Origin of the sequence: Arthrobacter sp. APC 3897 (assembly GCF_030407495.1) — a bacterium.
Classification (GTDB): Bacteria; Actinomycetota; Actinomycetes; order Actinomycetales; family Micrococcaceae; genus Arthrobacter_B.
In genome coordinates, this window is record NZ_JASDDG010000010.1 from 75292 (window position 1) to 91578 (window position 16287).

The window sequence follows — 16287 nt, forward strand, 5'->3', positions numbered from 1 at the left end:
GAGGTAATGGCAGATCCAGCACGCGCTGCAAAGCTCGCTGACCGAATCAAGGTTGTGGTTGCCCAGGCGCTGGAACGGCGGATCAAGGATCCCCGGCTGGGGTTTGTGACCCTCACCGACGCCCGCGTCACCAATGACCTGCAGCACGCAACGTTGTATTACACCGTCTTCGGTGACGAGGCGCAGCAGGCCGACACCAAGGCTGCACTGGAGTCCGCCCGCGGAATCCTGCGCGCCGAGGTTGGTAAGAACATCACGGTGCGGCTGACGCCCACGCTGGAATTCGTCCCGGACGAAATCCCCGTGAACGCCAGCCACCTCGAAGAACTGATCCGTGCCGCCAAGGCACGCGATGCAGAGCTTGAAGCCCTCAAGAAAGGCGCCACCTATGCCGGTGACGCTGATCCGTACCGCAAGGACGAGGACTTTGACGAGGACGAAGACGAGGAAACTCCTGCGGCCGGTTCCGACGCCAAATAGTGTGTCTGCAGTGATGTGTTGAGGGCGGTTCCCCTTCGGGGAGCCGCCCTCTTCCCTGTTCCAGCGGTCATCCGGCTCCCGGCCGGGGAGCCGGCAGCGGGGGAGCCGGGTCAATCCGGTTGGGCAGGGCCTAATCCGGAGTGCGGGCCGGCAGGCGCTCGAGTCCGGTGACCAGCTCTCCGCTGTCACCGCACAGGGCAACCCGGATCCAGCCCTCACCAATGGAACCGAACGCTGTGCCCGGTGCCACGGCAACGCCCTGCTCCGCGAGGAACTTCTGCGTCCAGGTCCGCACATCGCCGCCGGTGGCATGGGAGACATCCGCCCAGAGGTAGAACGCCCCCTGTGCCTTGAGGTAGGGAATTCCCTTGCCGTCCAGCACTGATGCGGCGGCGTCACGGTTGGCCCGGTAATGCGCCGCTGCCTCCGCGACATAGTCCTGCGGTCCCGTGAGTGCGGCAAGGGCGGCGTACTGCGACGGCGACGCCACGCAGGACACGATCGACTCCATCACCGTACTCATCTGCTTCTCCAGGCCGGCCGGTGTGATCAGGGCGCCGATCCTCAGCCCGGTCAGCCCGTAGGTCTTGGACAGCGTCACGGACGCAATGACGCGTTCACCGCCGGCCGCTGCACCGGAACCCGCCCCTCCGCCGTCGAATTTCAGCGGGCTGACATGCGGCACGTCGTAGGTAAACGCCTCGTAGCACTCGTCGGAGATGATCCACAGGTCCCGGCGCCGGGCCAGCTGCACCAGTTCGGCCACCAGGTCTTCGCTGAACACGGCACCCAGCGGATTTGACGGCGAATTCAGCAGCAGCACCCGGGTGCGGGGGCTAATCAGTGCCTCAATGTCGGCTATCCGCGGCTGGAAGTCATGCTCGGGGTACAGCGGATACTCCACCGCAGCGGCGTGCAGGAGCCCGGCCGTCATCGCAAAGGTCGGGTAGCCGGGGTTGGGGATGAGAATCTCGTCCCCGGCGTCCAGGAGCATGCTCATGGCCAGATGCAGGCCCTGCTGTGCGCCCGCCGTTACGAATGCCCTGCCGGGTGCCACCTCCACGCCGCTGTGCCGTCCCGCCTGCTCGGCAAAAGCCGCCCGCAGCGGCATGATGCCGGCGTTGGGCGTGTAACCGGTCTCATCACGCTTCAGCGTGGCCTCCGCAGCTTCCAGGATGTGCGGGGGAGTGGGGAATCCCGGCTCGCCGATGCTGAGCACAATCGAGTTTGGCCGGGCCCAGGCCGCCTGCGTAATCTCACGGATCTGATTGGCGGGAGCGGTGCGGACATGGGGTGAGAGCTCTGGCATACCCGCATCGTATCCTTCCCGGAACCTCCGGGGAGTAACTTCCGGACGGAGGAGCCCGGTCAGGAACCGCCGGCCAAGGCCGCATATACTGAAAGGCGTGAATTCAGGGCAGGTCCGTTCAGGGCTGATTATTGTGGACAAGCCGCAGGGATGGACCAGCCACGATGTGGTTGGCCGCCTGCGGAAACTGGCGGGTACCCGAAAGGTGGGGCATGCGGGGACGCTGGACCCGATGGCCACCGGTGTGCTGGTGGTCGGCATCAATAAGGCCACCCGGCTGCTGACTTATATTGTGGGCACCTCCAAGACGTATGAAGCAACCATCCGGCTCGGCCAGTCCACCGTGACGGACGACGCCGAGGGTGAGATCACTGCGGAAACCATCGCCGCTGCGGTCACCGATGAAGAGATCATGGCTGCCGTCGCGGATCTGACCGGCGACATTATGCAGGTGCCCAGCAGCGTCAGCGCCATCAAGGTCAACGGCGAACGGTCCTACGCCAAGGTACGTGCCGGCGGTGAGGTTAACCTGCCTGCCCGCCCGGTCACCGTGTCCCGCTTCGAGGTCCATGCCATCCGCCGCGAAGCCGGCGGCAAGCTGCGCGATGTTGACGTCACTGTTGACTGCTCCTCCGGAACCTATATCCGGGCACTGGCACGGGACCTGGGCGCCGCCCTGGGCGTGGGCGGGCATCTGACTGCCCTGCGCCGTACCTGTGTGGGTCCGTACAGCCTGGCGCAGGCGGCCACGCTGGAGCAGCTGGCCAATGACCTCCAGCTGCTGGAGCTCGACGACGCCGCGCGGGCACTGTTCCCGGTCCGCGAGCTGAGTGCCGAAGAGGCCCTTGACCTGTCCCACGGACGCCGGATCCCGCCGACTGACATCGCAGGCACTGATGCCCGCACCCCGGTGGCGGCCTTCGCGCCGTCCGGCACCCTCGTGGGCCTGCTCGAAAACAGGGGCCAGGCAGGCGCCGAATTCCCCGCCGCCTACGCCAAGGCCCTGCTGGTCTTCGCGCCCGGAAGCGAGGCAGCGTAAGTGGTTGTCGATCCGCTGTTCATTGTGGGCACCGTTGTGTGCCTGGTATCCGTGGTGCTGTGCATAGGTGCAGCCATCCTCAAGCACGGACCCAATGACCTCACCATTCTTTCCGCCGCCGCGGTGGAGCTGTTCCTGCTGGTTTACGGCGTCGCTGCCGTCATCCGCCAGGTGGGCGGGGAAGGAGTCGCCGGAGAGGTCTGGGAATTCTGGGGCTACCTCTTTACTGCCCTCCTCATTCCCGTGGGTGCCGTCTGGTGGTCACTCATGGACCGCAGCCGCTGGTCCAACCTGGTTCTTGGTGCCGTGGGCATCACCGTATTTGTCATGCTGTTCCGGATGGAACAGATCTGGGACGGAGCAGTACCCGCATGAATCTGAACAAATCCCGCCCCGGGGCCTCACCCGAGCCTGCGGCAGCCGGATCAGCCCGCAACGCGGGGCCGGGGCGCCTGCTGGTCGCCGTTTACGCCGTCTTTGCGCTGTCCTCCACCGCACGCGCGGTATTCCAGATTGCCACGAAATTTGACGAGGCCCCGGTGGCATATCTGCTGTCCGCCTTCGCTGCCGTTGTCTACATCGTTGCAATGGTGGGGCTGGCGAAATCGGGTTCCGGTTCCTACAAGGTGTCAGTGGCTGCCGTGGGCATTGAAATGATTGGCGTGCTGGCAGTGGGCATCTTTGGCCTCGTGGATCCGGCTGCGCTGCCCGACGATACGGTCTGGTCCGGTTTCGGTGCCGGGTACGGCTACGTTCCGCTGATCCTTCCCGTGCTGGGCCTGTGGTGGCTCTACCGCCACCGCGCCGATGCCGCTGCGCGCCCCTGAGCCTGAACCCGTTGAAACCCGCAGGCGCGGGGGCGCGCCGGTGCGGTGTGATGCGTGAGACGATGGCAGAAGAATGCGTCCTTTCACCTTTTCCATTCCTTCAGGGGGAAAAATGAGCAACCCGGCTTCGACACCAGGCGACCGCCACGAGGGAAACGGATCCCCGCAACCTGCTCAGGCTCCCTCGGCCCAGCCGGCCGGGCAGCAGTCCCAGGCCCAGCAGGCCCAGCAAGCCCAGGCCGGAGCGGCCGGAAGGAAGCCGCACGTTCCGGCCGCCGGCCAGCCGGCCCGGACCACCGAGAAGCTGGAGGTTCCGCCCGCCGGCCGGCGGACACCGGCCCCCGCCGCCAAGGGCCGAAAGGAAGCAGCCGCATCCAAGGCCAAACCGTATAAGAGCAGCGATGACTGGGGTGTCTTCCGCGCCGTCGTCATCGGGGTCGGAATCCTTATTGCCGGCGTCGGGAGCTACTATCTCGTGACCGGGACCTCGGGCGTCGCTGACGCAGGCGGCGGGGAAATCAACGCCTCGCTGGAGTCGCAGTTCCGTTTCTTCTCGGCCATGATGGTGGGCGTCGGCGCGGCCTTCATCGCCATCGCCGTGAAGTTCCAGTGGGCGAACATGCTGTGGCTGGTGTGCCTGATGGTGTTCCTTGGCGGCATTGGGCGCGTGCTGTCCTGGGCCTTCAGCGGCACGCCGCACTTTACGATGATCATCCTGATGATCCTGGAACTGGCCTTCCCGCCGGCGCTGCTGGTGTGGCACCGTTTCATCGCCAAGACCAGTGAACTCAAGCGCGAATACAGTGAAGGCGGCGCCGCCCGCGGAAGCGCTTCATCCGCCGACGCGGCGCAGGGCTGATTCTTTTTCGGCAATAATGGAAAGGTCCGGTGCGGCGTCCCGCTGCTCCGGGCATTTTCCTGCGGCCCCGCCGCACCCCGAACCACCCGTTTGAAGGAGCTTTTGTGCACTACTGGAATGGCCTGGCCGAGGTTCCCGCCGGGATCGGCCCGACAGTAGTCACCATCGGCAATTTCGACGGCGTCCATCTGGGACATCAGCACGTGCTGGACCGCCTGGTGAAGGTGGCCCGCGAAAAGGGCGCCGCAGCCGTGGCCATCTCCTTCGATCCGCATCCGGCGCAGGTGCACCGGCCCGAAACAGCTCCTGAACTGATCATGGGCCCGCTGGACCGCCGCGAGGCACTGGCAGCCACCGGGCTGGACGGGCTCCTGATGCTGCATTACAACCTGCAGCTGGCGTCCCTGACTCCCGAGGAATTTGTCCGGCAGGTCTTTGTGGACGGACTGCAGGTGAGCGCTGTCGTCATTGGCCACGACGTGCGCTTTGGGCGCGGCAACTCCGGTGACCTTGAGACCATGCGCCAGCTGGGCGCAGAACTCGGGTTTGACGTCCAGGCAGTCGAGGATTTCGGTGCCCTGCCCGACGGTCCCGCAGCGACCGGCGGCCGGCGCTGCTCCTCCACCTGGATCCGTGAAGCCCTGCGCAGCGGGGATGTGCGCACCGCGTCCCGCCTGCTCGGACGCACCCACCGCATGCGCGGCGAAGTCATCCACGGCGCTGCCCGCGGCCGCGAGCTCGGATTCCCGACCGCAAACCTGGCACCTGAAGCCACCGGCCTCATCCCCGCCGACGGCATTTACGCCGGCTGGCTGGTGGACGAAGCGGGAACGCGCTGGCCTGCGGCCATTTCCGTGGGGTCCAATCCCACCTTCGACGGTGTGAGCCGGCAGGTGGAAGCCCACGTCATTGACCGCCCCGACGAAAAGATCACCGATTTTGATCTGTACGGACAGCACGTGGTGGTGGAATTCGTGGAACGGCTCCGCGGCATGGTGGCATATACCGGTCCCGAAGCACTGATTGAGCAGATGCGCCTTGACGTGGCGCGCACCAGGGCGGTGCTTTCGACAGATAGCAGCGGGGACAGGTAAACTGTTATCAAATTCGGCTGCGGTCCGTGGCGGCTGAATTTCTTTGCGTTCGGAGGGTTCATCCCCTTCGGGGCCAAGATTCCCGGCAGCGAAGTGCTGATTCGGGCCTCACGGCACAACTCTAGGAGAGTTACATTGGCACTTGACCCCGTAGTCAAGCAGGAAATCATCAAGGAATACGCTCGGGCCGAAGGCGACACCGGTTCGCCCGAGGTGCAGGTTGCAGTGCTGTCGCGCCGCATCCTCGACCTGACGGAACACCTGAAGACGCACAAGCACGACCACCACACCCGCCGCGGCCTGATGGCCCTGGTTGGTCGCCGTCGTCGTATGCTTTCGTACCTGAAAGAAACGGACATCACCCGTTACCGTGCGCTCATTGAGCGCCTCGGCCTGCGCAAGTAGTCTTTGGAGAGGGCGGCCCCTGCGTTTCGTGGGAGCCGCCCTTTTTCAGGCAGACATGGACACCGGCCCGACCGGAAGCGCACCTGCCGTCGAATGATCCAGGCACTACCGCAGTTTCAGGTACACCAGCAGTAACAGCACCAAGAGCACCACAGCAGTAACAGCCACATCAACAGGAGTCAGCCAGCATCGCAGCATTCGCGGTCCTCGGTAGTGGTCTCCGGGAGTTTTCCGCCCGTGGACCTCGATCGAAGACCGGGTGTTGAACCGACCCGCTTCACGGCGGTGCACGCGTTTATTGGGACGATGCTGGATGCCTCCGCCAACGAAGAAACGGAGGTGACTCTCGTATGGAGGGTCCCGAAATTCAGTTCTCAGAAGCCGTCATTGACAACGGCAAGTACGGCCAGCGCGTCATCCGCTTTGAAACCGGCCGTCTGGCCCAGCAGGCTGCAGGTGCAGCCACTGTCTACATCGACGATGACACCGTCCTGCTGTCGGCAACGTCCGCCGGCAAGTCCCCGCGCGAAGGCTTTGACTTCTTCCCGCTGACCGTGGATGTCGAAGAGCGCATGTACGCCGCCGGCCGCATCCCGGGCTCGTTCTTCCGCCGTGAAGGCCGCCCGTCCACCGAAGCTATCCTGGCCTGCCGCCTGATGGACCGCCCGCTGCGCCCCGCCTTCGTGAAGGGCCTGCGCAACGAGGTCCAGATTGTTGTCACCGTCCTGGCGATCAACCCCGATGTGCTGTATGACGTTGTTGCCATCAACGCGTCCTCCATGTCCACCCAGCTGAGCGGCCTGCCGTTCTCCGGTCCGATCGGCGGCGTCCGCGTTGCCCTGATCGACGACCAGTGGGTTGCCTTCCCGAAGCACTCCGAACTGGAGCGCGCAGTGTTCTCCATGGTGGTTGCCGGCCGCATCGCCGGTGACGACGTCGCCGTCATGATGGTGGAAGCCGAAGCCACCGACGCCGCCTGGAACCTCATCAAGGAAGAGGGCGCCACCGCCCCGACCGAAGAGGTTGTTGCTGAAGGCCTCGAAGCCTCGAAGCCGTTCATCAAGGCCCTGTGCGAGGCACAGGCCGACCTGGCAGCCCGCGCTGCCAAGCCGACCGTCGAGTTCCCGATCTTCCTGGACTACCAGGACGACGTCTTCGAAGCCGTGGAAGCCGCAGCCGCTGACAAGCTGGCCAAGGTCTTCTCGATCGCCGACAAGCAGGCGCGTGACATCGCTGCCGACGAGCTCAAGGACGAAGTTGTTGCTTCGCTCTCCGAGCAGTTCGAAGGCCGCGAGAAGGAACTCTCCGCAGCGTTCCGCTCCGTCACCAAGCAGGTTGTGCGCCAGCGCATCCTGAAGGACCAGGTCCGCATCGACGGCCGTGGCCTGACGGACATCCGCCAGCTCACCGCCGAGGTTGAGGTTCTGCCCCGCGTACACGGTTCGGCCATCTTCGAGCGCGGTGAAACCCAGATCCTGGGTGTCACCACGCTGAACATGCTGAAGATGGAACAGCAGATCGACTCGCTGTCGCCGGTAACGCGCAAGCGCTACATGCACAACTACAACTTCCCGCCGTACTCCACCGGTGAAACCGGCCGCGTGGGCTCACCCAAGCGCCGCGAAATCGGCCACGGCGCCCTGGCTGAGCGTGCGCTCATGCCGGTGCTGCCCTCGCGTGAAGAATTCCCGTACGCCATCCGCCAGGTCTCCGAAGCCCTGAGCTCCAACGGTTCCACCTCCATGGGTTCGGTCTGCGCCTCGACGCTGTCCATGCTCAATGCCGGTGTCCCGCTGCGCGCTCCGGTTGCCGGCATCGCCATGGGTCTGGTCTCCGACCAGGTTGACGGCGAAACCCGCTACGCCGCCCTGACCGATATCCTCGGCGCCGAAGATGCCTTCGGCGACATGGACTTCAAGGTTGCCGGTACCTCCGAGTTCGTGACGGCCATCCAGCTGGACACGAAGCTCGACGGCATCCCCGCCTCCGTGCTGGCAGCAGCACTGAAGCAGGCCCGGGAAGCCCGCCTGCACATCCTGGGCGTCATGGACGCTGCGATCGACACCCCGGACGAACTCTCCGAGTACGCCCCGCGCATCATCTCGGTGAAGATCCCCGTGGACAAGATCGGCGAGGTCATTGGCCCGAAGGGCAAGATGATCAACCAGATCCAAGAAGACACCGGCGCTGACATCTCCATTGAAGATGACGGCACGGTCCTGATCGGTGCAACCGACGGCACCTCCGCCGAGGCTGCCCGTGCGGCGGTCAACGCGATCGCCAACCCGCAGGTCCCCGAGATCGGCGAGCGTTACCTGGGTACGGTTGTGAAGACCACCACGTTCGGTGCCTTCGTTTCCCTGACCCCGGGCAAGGACGGCCTGCTGCACATCTCCGAGCTGCGCAAGCTCGCCGGCGGCAAGCGCGTGGACAACGTTGACGAGGTTGTCTCCGTCGGCCAGAAGATCCAGGTGGAAATCACCAAGATCGATGACCGCGGAAAGCTCTCCCTGTCTCCGGTGGTTGCCGAAAACGCCGAAGGCGAAGAAGCAGCAGAAACCGAGTCCGCAGAGTAAATGTCACTCCTTGCTGATGGAAACCGTCCCGATGCCGGACATGCTCCGGCATCCGGGACGGTTGTCCGCCTTCCGCTGACCACTCTTCCCGGCGAAACGTCCCTTGTGATGGGAACTCCGGGAGGCGCCGTCGTGCACCGTTCCGTCCTTCCGGGCGGCGTGCGCGTACTGACCGAGGCGATGCCCGGCCAGCGAAGCGCGACCATCGGCTTTTGGGTAGGTGTCGGCTCGCGGGATGAAGCCGCGGGCCGGCACGGCTCCACACACTTCCTTGAACACCTGCTGTTCAAGGGCACCACGCGCCGCAGCGCGCTGGACATTGCGCTGGCCTTTGACGAGGTTGGCGGCGAGTCCAACGCCGCGACGGCCAAGGAAAGCACCTGCTACTACGCGCGGGTGCTGGACACCGATCTGCCGATGGCGATTGACGTCATCACCGACATGATCACCTCCGCGGTCCTGGACCCGGAGGAACTGGAACAGGAACGCGACGTCATCCTGGAAGAAATCGCCATGGATGCCGACGATCCCGCGGACCTGTGCCACGAAAAGTTTGCCGAGGCAGTCCTGGGCGACCACGCCCTGGGCCGGCCCATCGGCGGCACTCCCGAGGCCATCATGAACGTTCCCCGCGAGGCCGTGCTGGAGCACTACCGCCGCTACTACCGGCCCACCGAACTGGTGGTCACCGCGGCGGGCGGCTTGGAGCACGACGACGTCTGCGCCCTGGTGCTCGACGCCCTGAAGAAGGCCGGCTGGGATCTGTCCGAGGATGCGTCACCCGCACCCCGCCGCAGCACCGAACCCGCCGTCATCACCGGCACAGCCGGCGTCCAGGTCATCAACCGCCCGGTGGAACAGGCCAACGTGGTCATGGGCTGCCCGTCGCTGACAGCCACTGATAACCGCCGCTTTGCCATGAGCGTCCTGAACACCATCCTGGGCGGCGGCATGTCCTCGCGCCTGTTCCAGGAAATCCGGGAAAAGCGCGGACTCGTGTACTCCACCTACTCGTTCTCGGCGTCGTATGCCGACGCCGGTTACTTCGGCATGTACGCAGGCTGTTCACCGGCCAAGACCCGCCAGGTCATCGACCTGATGGGATCCGAGCTGGAACGCCTCGCGGCTGACGGCGTGGATGAAGCCGAGCTGAAGAAGGCCCGCGGCCAGATCGCCGGCGGCATGGTCATGGCGCTGGAAGACTCCAGCTCGCGCATGTCACGCCTGGGCCGGGCGGAGCTGGTCAGCGGAGAGTTCATCGACATTGACGAGTCCCTGGCCCGCATCGGGGCCGTCACGGCGGAGGAAGTGCAGGCGCTGGCCGCCGAACTGGCCGCCGCACCGCGCACCATCACCGTTGTGGGCCCGTTCTCTTCGAAAGAGGAGCTGGGCTTCTAGCCTTTCTCGTTTCCCTAGCGGCCACCAACAGCAGGAGCACCTCCCATTACCGGGAGGTGCTCCTTTGCGTAGATCGGGCTGACGGTTAGCCGCCGGCGAAGGGCGGCAGGATGTCCACGGTGTCCGAGGCAGCCAGCGGCAGGGACCGGTCCCGGGCGGCGAACCCGTTGACCAGGAACGTGCTGCGCGAAATGACGCTTTTCAGCGGGGGAACGCCCTCCGGCGCCGGGTCATGCCGGGCAGCCAGGAAGTCCAGCAGCTCGCCCAGCGGAGCACCGTCGGATACTCCGTCCACGCCGGGTTCCAGCCCGGGAAGGGTTTCTTCGTCTATGCCCGATGCCGCCTTGGCGGCACCAAAATATCGAATCTGCACTTAGCCGCCTATCGCGCTCATGGTCCGGTCCGGCTGCACATAGTCTGCGTCACCCAGACCGGCATGGTCCATTCCGTGGGCCTTGGGCTTGCCCCACATGGCATCCTGCCAGCGGGCTGCCACCTGGTCATCGGTCATTCCCTCGGTGCGGAGAAGTTCCAGCAGATCGGTCTCTTCGTGTGAAAACAGGCAGCTGCGCACCTTGCCCTCAGCAGTAATCCGCGTGCGCCGGCAGTCCGTGCAGAACGGTTCGGTGACTGAGGCGATGATGCCCACGGTGCCGGCAACCGTGTCGGGTGCACTGCGGCGCCGGACTTCCCAGCGTTCGGCGGGGGCGCCGTCGCGCTGCCTGGGATCGGGAGTGAGGATGAAGTCCCGTTCCAGCCAGCCGCGGATTTCCGCCGCCGAGATCATTCCGTCCCGGGTCCAGCCGTGGTCCGCATCCAGCGGCATCTGCTCAATGAAACGCAGTTCGAAGCCGCGGCTGACAGCCCATTCAAGCAGGTCAGGGGATTCGACGTCGTTGATGCCGCGCATCAGCACCGCATTGATCTTGATCAGCCCCAGCCCCACCCGGGCCGCTGCCTCAACCCCGGCCAGCACCCGGGACAGGAAAGGCCGGCGGGTCAGCTGGGCGAACGTATCCGGATGCAGGGAATCCAGTGACACATTGATGCGGGTCAAGCCGGCGTCCTTGAGCGCCTGGGCTTTCTTGTCCAGGCCCAGGGCATTGGTGGTCATGGAGATGGGAAGGTCCGGATGGTTGCTGCGGATGCCGGCCACAATGTCCACCAGATCGGCACGCACCAGCGGTTCGCCTCCGGTGAGGCGCAGTTCCCTGACTCCGAGCACGTCCACGCCGATCCGTACCAGCCGGATGATCTCAGCGCCGCTGAGCACCTTGTCCCTGGCCAGCCAGTCCAGTCCCTCGGCCGGCATGCAGTAGGTGCAGCGAAGGTTGCATTTGTCCGTCAGTGATAGCCGCATGTCGGTGGCGCGGCGCCCGTAGCGGTCCAGCAGCCCGTCAGCAGCGCTGACCCCGGCCGCTGCGGCCGAGCCGTTGGCTTCCGCTCCGGCGGAACGTGCTCCGGTGTCATTCGCACCCGAAACGGCACACCCGGAGGAGCCGGCCGCGGTTGGCGGCGAGCCGATGGACGGCATTCCCAGCTGGATACCCATGGGTCGAGGTTACGCCCTTTCACGGTTAGGCTCTATCAATGCGTTTTATCCGACGACACGGGCCAACCCTGGTGGCCTCCGCTGCCCTGATGGCGGTGGTGGCCGGCTGCTCCGCGCCGGCTGACAGCGGCACACGAACACAGGGACCCGACATTACGGTATTCGCCGCGGCTTCGCTCACCGATGTGATCGACGCCATGAATGAAGCCTACGACGGCGGGGGCCGGCTGCGCATCAACCTCGGCTCAAGCGCCCAGCTCGGCGGCCAGTTGGTGTCCGGTGCTGCGGCCGACGTCGTTATTACTGCTGATCTGGAAGCACTGGATCCTGTTCGCGGGGAGGGGCTCATTGCTGCCGAACAGGTGGTGGCGGGAAATTCGACTGTCCTGGCGCTGGCTCCGGGCAACCCGGGGGAGGTGACGGCGCTGGAGGATCTGTCCTCGGACAACGTCCAGTCGGCGGTCTGCGCAGCGTCGGTGCCGTGCGGCCGGGCAGCAACGCGTGTCCTGGAAAGCGCCGGAGTGGCGCTGCGCGGGGAAAGCCGGGAAGACAGCGTTCGGTCCGTCCTGACGAAGGTAACAACAGGGCAGGCGGATGCCGGGCTGGTGTACCAAACCGACGCGCTCTCCGCGGCGAACCAAGGGGTGACGTATCTTGAACTGAGTGATCCCGAACCCAACCAGTACCCCGCGGCCCTGACCGTGGAGGGAGCAGAGCATGAGGCAGCTGTCCGATTCTATGAGTGGCTCGCCGGGGACGATGCAGCCCGTATCTTCCGTGCAGCGGGCTTCCGTCCTCCGGGGCAATGACCAGGGCAGCGGCAGGCGCGGTGACCGGAACCGTGAGCCGGAACGGGGCGGCGCGATGAACCGGGAGGCGCGGGCCACCACGCCGGCCTGGCTTTGGATTCCGGCATCACTGGCGCTGCTGTTCTGCGCCGGTCCGGTGGCGGCGCTCCTGCTCAATGTGCCCTGGACCTCGCTGGGCACTCTGCTCACCGCTCCCGAGGCCCGGACCGCGCTGGGACTGTCCCTGGCCACCTCCGTGGGTTCCACGCTTATCTGTGTGGCGCTGGGGCTGCCGCTGGCGGTGCTGTTCAGCAAGCTGTCCGGACCCTGGATGCAGCTGCTGCGCGGAATCCTTCTTGTTCCGCTGGTGCTCTCTCCAGTGGTCTCGGGCATTGCCCTGCTCTACTTTTGGGGACGCCAGGGCGTCATCGGCCGGGTGCTGGAATCCGTCGGAGCAGGCGTGGGATATTCGCCCGCGGCAGTCCTGATTGTGCAGGTGTTTGTCTCGCTGCCGTTCTTTGTGGTGGCGTCGCTGAGCAGCCTGCGTGCGGTTGACCATGACCTGGAAATGGCAGCCGCCACTTCCGGAGCAGGGCCCACGGCAATCCTGCGCTACATCACCGTTCCGCTGGCACTGCCCGGCATCATTGTGGGGGCGCTCCTCGCCTTCGCCCGTTCCCTGGGCGAATATGGCGCCACCATCACCTTTGCCGGCAGCGTCGAGGGACGCACCCGGACGCTGCCGCTGCAGATTGAGCTCAGCCTGAATTCCAACCAGCCGGAAATCGCGCTGGGCATCTGCCTGATCCTGATCTCGCTCTACCTGGTGCTGCTGGCGCTGGCCCGCTTTGGGGTGGCCCTGCTGATCCCGCGGTGACCGCCGCTGGCCTGCGGAAACACCGGACGGAAACCGGCTCTCAGGATCCGCCCAGCCGGTCACGGTACAACAGACCAGCAGGGAAGCAAACATGATGGGCTAAAACCGTTCATCAGGCAGCGCAGGATCAACAGAAGCGAGCGGCATGACACACACGGCCTGGAAATTCTCCCTGTGGGCTGCAGTGTCCGGTGTTGTGGCCGCGGGCCTCGGCGTGGTTGCCGGGGAACTGGCGGCCGCGCTGCTGAGTCCCTCGCTCTCTCCCGTGAGCGCCGTGGGTTCAGTGGTGATTGACGCTATGCCCGGACCCGTGAAGGACTGGGCCATCGGCCTGTTCGGGACTGCCGACAAGGCCGCGTTCCTGGTGGCCATGTCCGCGGTTATCGCGCTGTGCGGTGCTGCCGCCGGTGTCCTGCAGCTGCGCCGCCCGCCGGCAGGCGCCGTCGTTGTTGGACTGCTGGGTGCGGCCGGTCTGGCTGCCGTGCTCACCCGGCCGCAGATGAGCGTGCTGTCCCTGCTGCCGCCGCTGCTGGCGGCCGTGGTGGGAATCCTGGTGCTGCGGGCGCTGACAGCCAGGCTCGGACGGTGGCGTGATGCGCTCCCCGAAGAATCCGGTACCCGGCGCCGCGATGTACTCATGACCCTCGGCGGCGGGGCAGCGGTGGGCGTGGTGGCGGGCGCTCTGGCCGGCGGCTCACGGGTGGGACAGGTGAACACGGCAGCCCTGCGCGACGGCGTGGTACTGCCCTCCGCCGTGACCCCGGCAGCGGCGGTCCCCGCCGGAGCGGACCTGGGGATCACCGGGCTGCACCCCGTGGTGACACCGGCTGCGGATTTCTACCGCATCGACACCGCGCTGAGTGTCCCGCTGGTCAATGCCGACGAATGGAAGCTTAAGGTCACGGGCCTGGTGGACCGTGAAGTGGAGATCAGTTTTGCCGAACTGCTGGCCAAACCCCTGCAGGAAAGCTTCGTTACGCTGGCCTGCGTCTCCAACGAGGTGGGCGGCAGCCTGATTGGCAACGCCAGGTGGCTGGGCTGGCCGGTCCGTAACCTGCTCGCTGCCGCCGGAGTCCAGGGCGGCGCGGACATGGTGCTGTCCACCAGCCGGGACGGCTGGACGGCTTCGACTCCGCTGGAAGCACTGACGGATAACCGCGACGCCCTGCTGGCGGTGGGCATGAACGGGGAACCGCTGCCGCTGGAACACGGCTTCCCGGTGAGGCTGGTGGTCCCCGGCCTCTACGGATACGTGTCTGCCACCAAATGGGTGACAGAACTCAAGGTCACCCGGTTCAGCGACGAAGTTGCCTATTGGACCCAGCGGGGCTGGACCGAACGCGGACCCGTCAAACTGTCTTCCCGCATCGACACTCCGTCCCGGGGTGCTTCCCTGGACGCCGGAAACACCACTGTGGCCGGCATGGCCTGGGCGCAGCACACCGGCATCCGCGGGGTCCAGGTGCGGGTCGACGACGGCCGCTGGCAGGACGCTGACCTGGCCAGGGCAATCTCCGCGGACACCTGGGTGCAGTGGTCCGCCGGCGTTGACCTGGGTCCGGGTGAACACACCATCACTGTCCGGGCCATTGACGCCAACGGCACCGAACAGGATGAAACACAGCGTCCGGTGGTACCCGACGGTGCCACCGGACTGCATACAATTCGAGTGAACGCCAAGTAACACCAGCTGTTCCCGTCCAGCTCATTCCGCCCGTCCCAAGGAGTCCGGTGTCTTCCACACCCACCAGCCCGCCAGCAGACGCGCCGGGTGCCCGGCCGGCCGGACCGGGCAGCCCGCGCAGTGTGGCCGAACACCAGGAGGCAGTGCTGAACCTGCTCTCGGCCGGATTCCGCGAGCGCCCGCCTGGTCGGGAGGACACGGATCTCCTCGGTGCCCGGGGACGGATCCTGGCAGCTGACGTGGCTGCGCCCGGAAACCTGCCGCCCTTCGCGAACTCGCAGATGGACGGGTACGCGGTTTCCTCGGCTGATCTGGCCGGGGTGCCGGGGCGTGCTGAACTGGCGGTCGCGGCAGCCATTCCGGCAGGCTCCGAACCGGAAGCCCTTGCGCCGGGCACAGCCGCACCCATCATGACCGGCGCCATGCTCCCGTCCGGGGCGGACGCCGTCGTGCCCATTGAGCAGGCAGTACCGGATTCATTTCCACCGGCAGCACCGGCCCTGCGGGATCACACCACGCCCCTGGCGGCAGACCGGCCCACGGTAGCGCTCCCGGGCGGTGTTCCCGCCGGACAGTATGTGCGCGGCGCCGGCAGCGACATCCGCGCCGGGAGCCTGGCCCTGCCGGCCGGGACAATCCTCGGCCCCGGTCAGCTGGGCCTGCTGGCCGCGCTCGGCCTGGCGCGTGTGCCGGTGCGGATCCGGCCCCGGATCCTCCTGCTGACCACAGGGGATGAAGTGGTGGAACCGGGCCGGCCGCTGCAGCCGGGACAGATCCATGATGCCAATACCACCCTGCTGCGGGCACTGCTGGAGGAAGCCGGAACCACCGTGCTGCTAACCCGGGTACTGGCAGACTCGCCGGAGGAGTTCCGGACCGGGCTCCAGGCGGACCTCATCTCCCTGCAGCCTGATCTCGTGATCACCTCGGGCGGCATCAGCAAGGGAGCCTATGAAGTGGTCAAGCAGGGGCTGGCAGACCAGGAGGTGCAGTTCCTGCCGGTGGCCATGCAGCCAGGCGGCCCGCAGGGGATCGGCAGGGTGTCCGGCATCCCGTTCCTGGCGTTTCCCGGCAACCCGGTCAGCTGTGTGGTGTCCTTTGAAATGTTCCTGCGCCCGGCGCTCGGTTCGGTGACCGGCCTGCCCCGCCCGCGCCCGGAACTGCCGGCGGTGCTGACCGGGGGCGTTCAGAGCCCTGCCGGCAAGCATCAGGTCCGGCGCGGCCGGTATCTGCCTCCCGCCGAACCCGGCGGGACAGGGCAGGTGGAACTGGTGGGCGGAGCCAGCTCCCATCTCGTCCATGCCCTGGCCTCATCCAACGCCCTGGTTCACCTGCCTGCGGGACATGAGTCCTTCCCCGCCGGCACCAAAGTGACAGTATGGCTGTTGGACCGTTAGCC

General features: G+C 66.1%; 16 protein-coding genes. 13 read left to right on the forward strand and 3 right to left on the reverse strand.

Annotated elements, in window-relative coordinates:
• Positions 1–6: 6 nt before the first annotated feature.
• Complete coding sequence (gene rbfA / locus QMA10_RS06785) at positions 7–480, forward strand: 30S ribosome-binding factor RbfA (RefSeq protein ID WP_290167065.1); 474 nt, start codon at positions 7–9, stop codon at positions 478–480.
• A gap of 130 nt (positions 481–610) precedes the next feature.
• Here rbfA and QMA10_RS06790 read toward each other — a convergent pair whose 3' ends face one another.
• A complete protein-coding gene (locus tag QMA10_RS06790) occupies positions 611–1789 on the reverse strand; it encodes a pyridoxal phosphate-dependent aminotransferase (protein ID WP_290167066.1) in 1179 nt (392 codons plus the stop codon).
• A 97-nt stretch (positions 1790–1886) separates the two neighbouring features.
• Here QMA10_RS06790 and truB point away from each other — a divergent pair, with 97 nt between their 5' ends.
• The 8 genes from truB to QMA10_RS06830 all read left to right on the forward strand — a co-directional run bounded on the left by truB (position 1887) and on the right by QMA10_RS06830 (position 9987).
• Complete coding sequence (truB, locus tag QMA10_RS06795) at positions 1887–2828, forward strand: tRNA pseudouridine(55) synthase TruB (RefSeq protein WP_290167067.1); 942 nt, start codon at positions 1887–1889, stop codon at positions 2826–2828.
• Positions 2829–3203: a hypothetical protein gene (locus tag QMA10_RS06800; protein WP_290167068.1), complete on the forward strand. Its 375-nt coding sequence runs from the start codon at positions 2829–2831 to the stop codon at positions 3201–3203. It abuts the gene before it with no gap.
• Entirely contained in the window at positions 3200–3655 is a 456-nt protein-coding gene (locus QMA10_RS06805; protein ID WP_290167069.1) for a hypothetical protein, read from the forward strand. The genes QMA10_RS06800 and QMA10_RS06805 overlap by 4 nt, the downstream gene beginning before the upstream one ends.
• Before the next feature lie 112 nt (positions 3656–3767).
• Positions 3768–4514 carry a DUF4345 domain-containing protein gene (locus QMA10_RS06810; RefSeq protein WP_290167070.1) on the forward strand — a complete coding sequence of 249 codons (747 nt, stop codon included), beginning with the start codon at positions 3768–3770 and terminating at the stop codon, positions 4512–4514.
• Between the two features lie 104 nt (positions 4515–4618).
• Positions 4619–5608, forward strand: a complete 990-nt coding sequence (locus QMA10_RS06815; protein WP_290167071.1) for a bifunctional riboflavin kinase/FAD synthetase — start codon at positions 4619–4621, stop codon at positions 5606–5608.
• Positions 5609–5743: 135 nt separating this feature from the next.
• On the forward strand, positions 5744–6013 hold the full coding sequence (gene rpsO, locus QMA10_RS06820) for a 30S ribosomal protein S15 (RefSeq protein ID WP_290167072.1): 270 nt from the start codon (positions 5744–5746) through the stop codon (positions 6011–6013).
• Positions 6014–6363: 350 nt separating this feature from the next.
• Positions 6364–8589, forward strand: a complete 2226-nt coding sequence (locus QMA10_RS06825; RefSeq protein WP_290167073.1) for a polyribonucleotide nucleotidyltransferase — start codon at positions 6364–6366, stop codon at positions 8587–8589.
• 108 nt (positions 8590–8697) lie between these two features.
• Positions 8698–9987, forward strand: a complete 1290-nt coding sequence (locus QMA10_RS06830) for a pitrilysin family protein (protein ID WP_290167102.1) — start codon at positions 8698–8700, stop codon at positions 9985–9987.
• Between the two features lie 85 nt (positions 9988–10072).
• On the opposite strand, the gene QMA10_RS06835 is transcribed toward QMA10_RS06830, so the two are convergent.
• Together QMA10_RS06835 and moaA are read right to left on the reverse strand one after the other, a co-directional pair.
• The gene (locus QMA10_RS06835) at positions 10073–10360 is read right to left on the reverse strand and encodes a MoaD/ThiS family protein (protein WP_290167074.1); all 288 of its coding nucleotides are present in this window, start codon (positions 10358–10360) and stop codon (positions 10073–10075) included.
• Positions 10361–11539, reverse strand: a complete 1179-nt coding sequence (gene moaA, locus QMA10_RS06840; protein ID WP_290167075.1) for a GTP 3',8-cyclase MoaA — start codon at positions 11537–11539, stop codon at positions 10361–10363.
• A gap of 38 nt (positions 11540–11577) precedes the next feature.
• Here moaA and modA point away from each other — a divergent pair, with 38 nt between their 5' ends.
• From modA to glp, 4 genes are all read left to right on the forward strand, one after another.
• Positions 11578–12348 (forward strand): molybdate ABC transporter substrate-binding protein, encoded by a 771-nt coding sequence (gene modA, locus QMA10_RS06845; protein ID WP_290167076.1) that lies wholly within the window; start codon positions 11578–11580, stop codon positions 12346–12348.
• Positions 12299–13204 (forward strand): ABC transporter permease subunit, encoded by a 906-nt coding sequence (locus QMA10_RS06850; RefSeq protein ID WP_290167077.1) that lies wholly within the window; start codon positions 12299–12301, stop codon positions 13202–13204. The genes modA and QMA10_RS06850 overlap by 50 nt, the downstream gene beginning before the upstream one ends.
• A 145-nt stretch (positions 13205–13349) precedes the next feature.
• Positions 13350–14888, forward strand: a complete 1539-nt coding sequence (locus tag QMA10_RS06855; protein WP_290167078.1) for a molybdopterin-dependent oxidoreductase — start codon at positions 13350–13352, stop codon at positions 14886–14888.
• Positions 14889–15010: 122 nt separating this feature from the next.
• Positions 15011–16285, forward strand: a complete 1275-nt coding sequence (gene glp / locus QMA10_RS06860) for a gephyrin-like molybdotransferase Glp (RefSeq protein WP_290167103.1) — start codon at positions 15011–15013, stop codon at positions 16283–16285.
• Positions 16286–16287: the final 2 nt, after the last annotated feature.

Excerpts from the sequence above, each read along its gene's own strand:
- QMA10_RS06810 (WP_290167070.1), top strand. The coding sequence starts at position 3,768 with ATGAGCAACCCGGCTTCGACACCAGGCGACCGCCACGAGGGAAACGGA.
- QMA10_RS06830 (WP_290167102.1), top strand. The coding sequence starts at position 8,698 with ATGGGAACTCCGGGAGGCGCCGTCGTGCACCGTTCCGTCCTTCCGGGC.
- QMA10_RS06805 (WP_290167069.1), top strand. The coding sequence starts at position 3,200 with ATGAATCTGAACAAATCCCGCCCCGGGGCCTCACCCGAGCCTGCGGCA.
- QMA10_RS06850 (WP_290167077.1), top strand. The coding sequence starts at position 12,299 with ATGCAGCCCGTATCTTCCGTGCAGCGGGCTTCCGTCCTCCGGGGCAAT.
- rbfA (WP_290167065.1), top strand. The coding sequence starts at position 7 with ATGGCAGATCCAGCACGCGCTGCAAAGCTCGCTGACCGAATCAAGGTT.
- moaA (WP_290167075.1), bottom strand. The coding sequence starts at position 11,539 with ATGGGTATCCAGCTGGGAATGCCGTCCATCGGCTCGCCGCCAACCGCG.
- QMA10_RS06825 (WP_290167073.1), top strand. The coding sequence starts at position 6,364 with ATGGAGGGTCCCGAAATTCAGTTCTCAGAAGCCGTCATTGACAACGGC.
- QMA10_RS06855 (WP_290167078.1), top strand. The coding sequence starts at position 13,350 with ATGACACACACGGCCTGGAAATTCTCCCTGTGGGCTGCAGTGTCCGGT.
- modA (WP_290167076.1), top strand. The coding sequence starts at position 11,578 with ATGCGTTTTATCCGACGACACGGGCCAACCCTGGTGGCCTCCGCTGCC.
- QMA10_RS06790 (WP_290167066.1), bottom strand. The coding sequence starts at position 1,789 with ATGCCAGAGCTCTCACCCCATGTCCGCACCGCTCCCGCCAATCAGATC.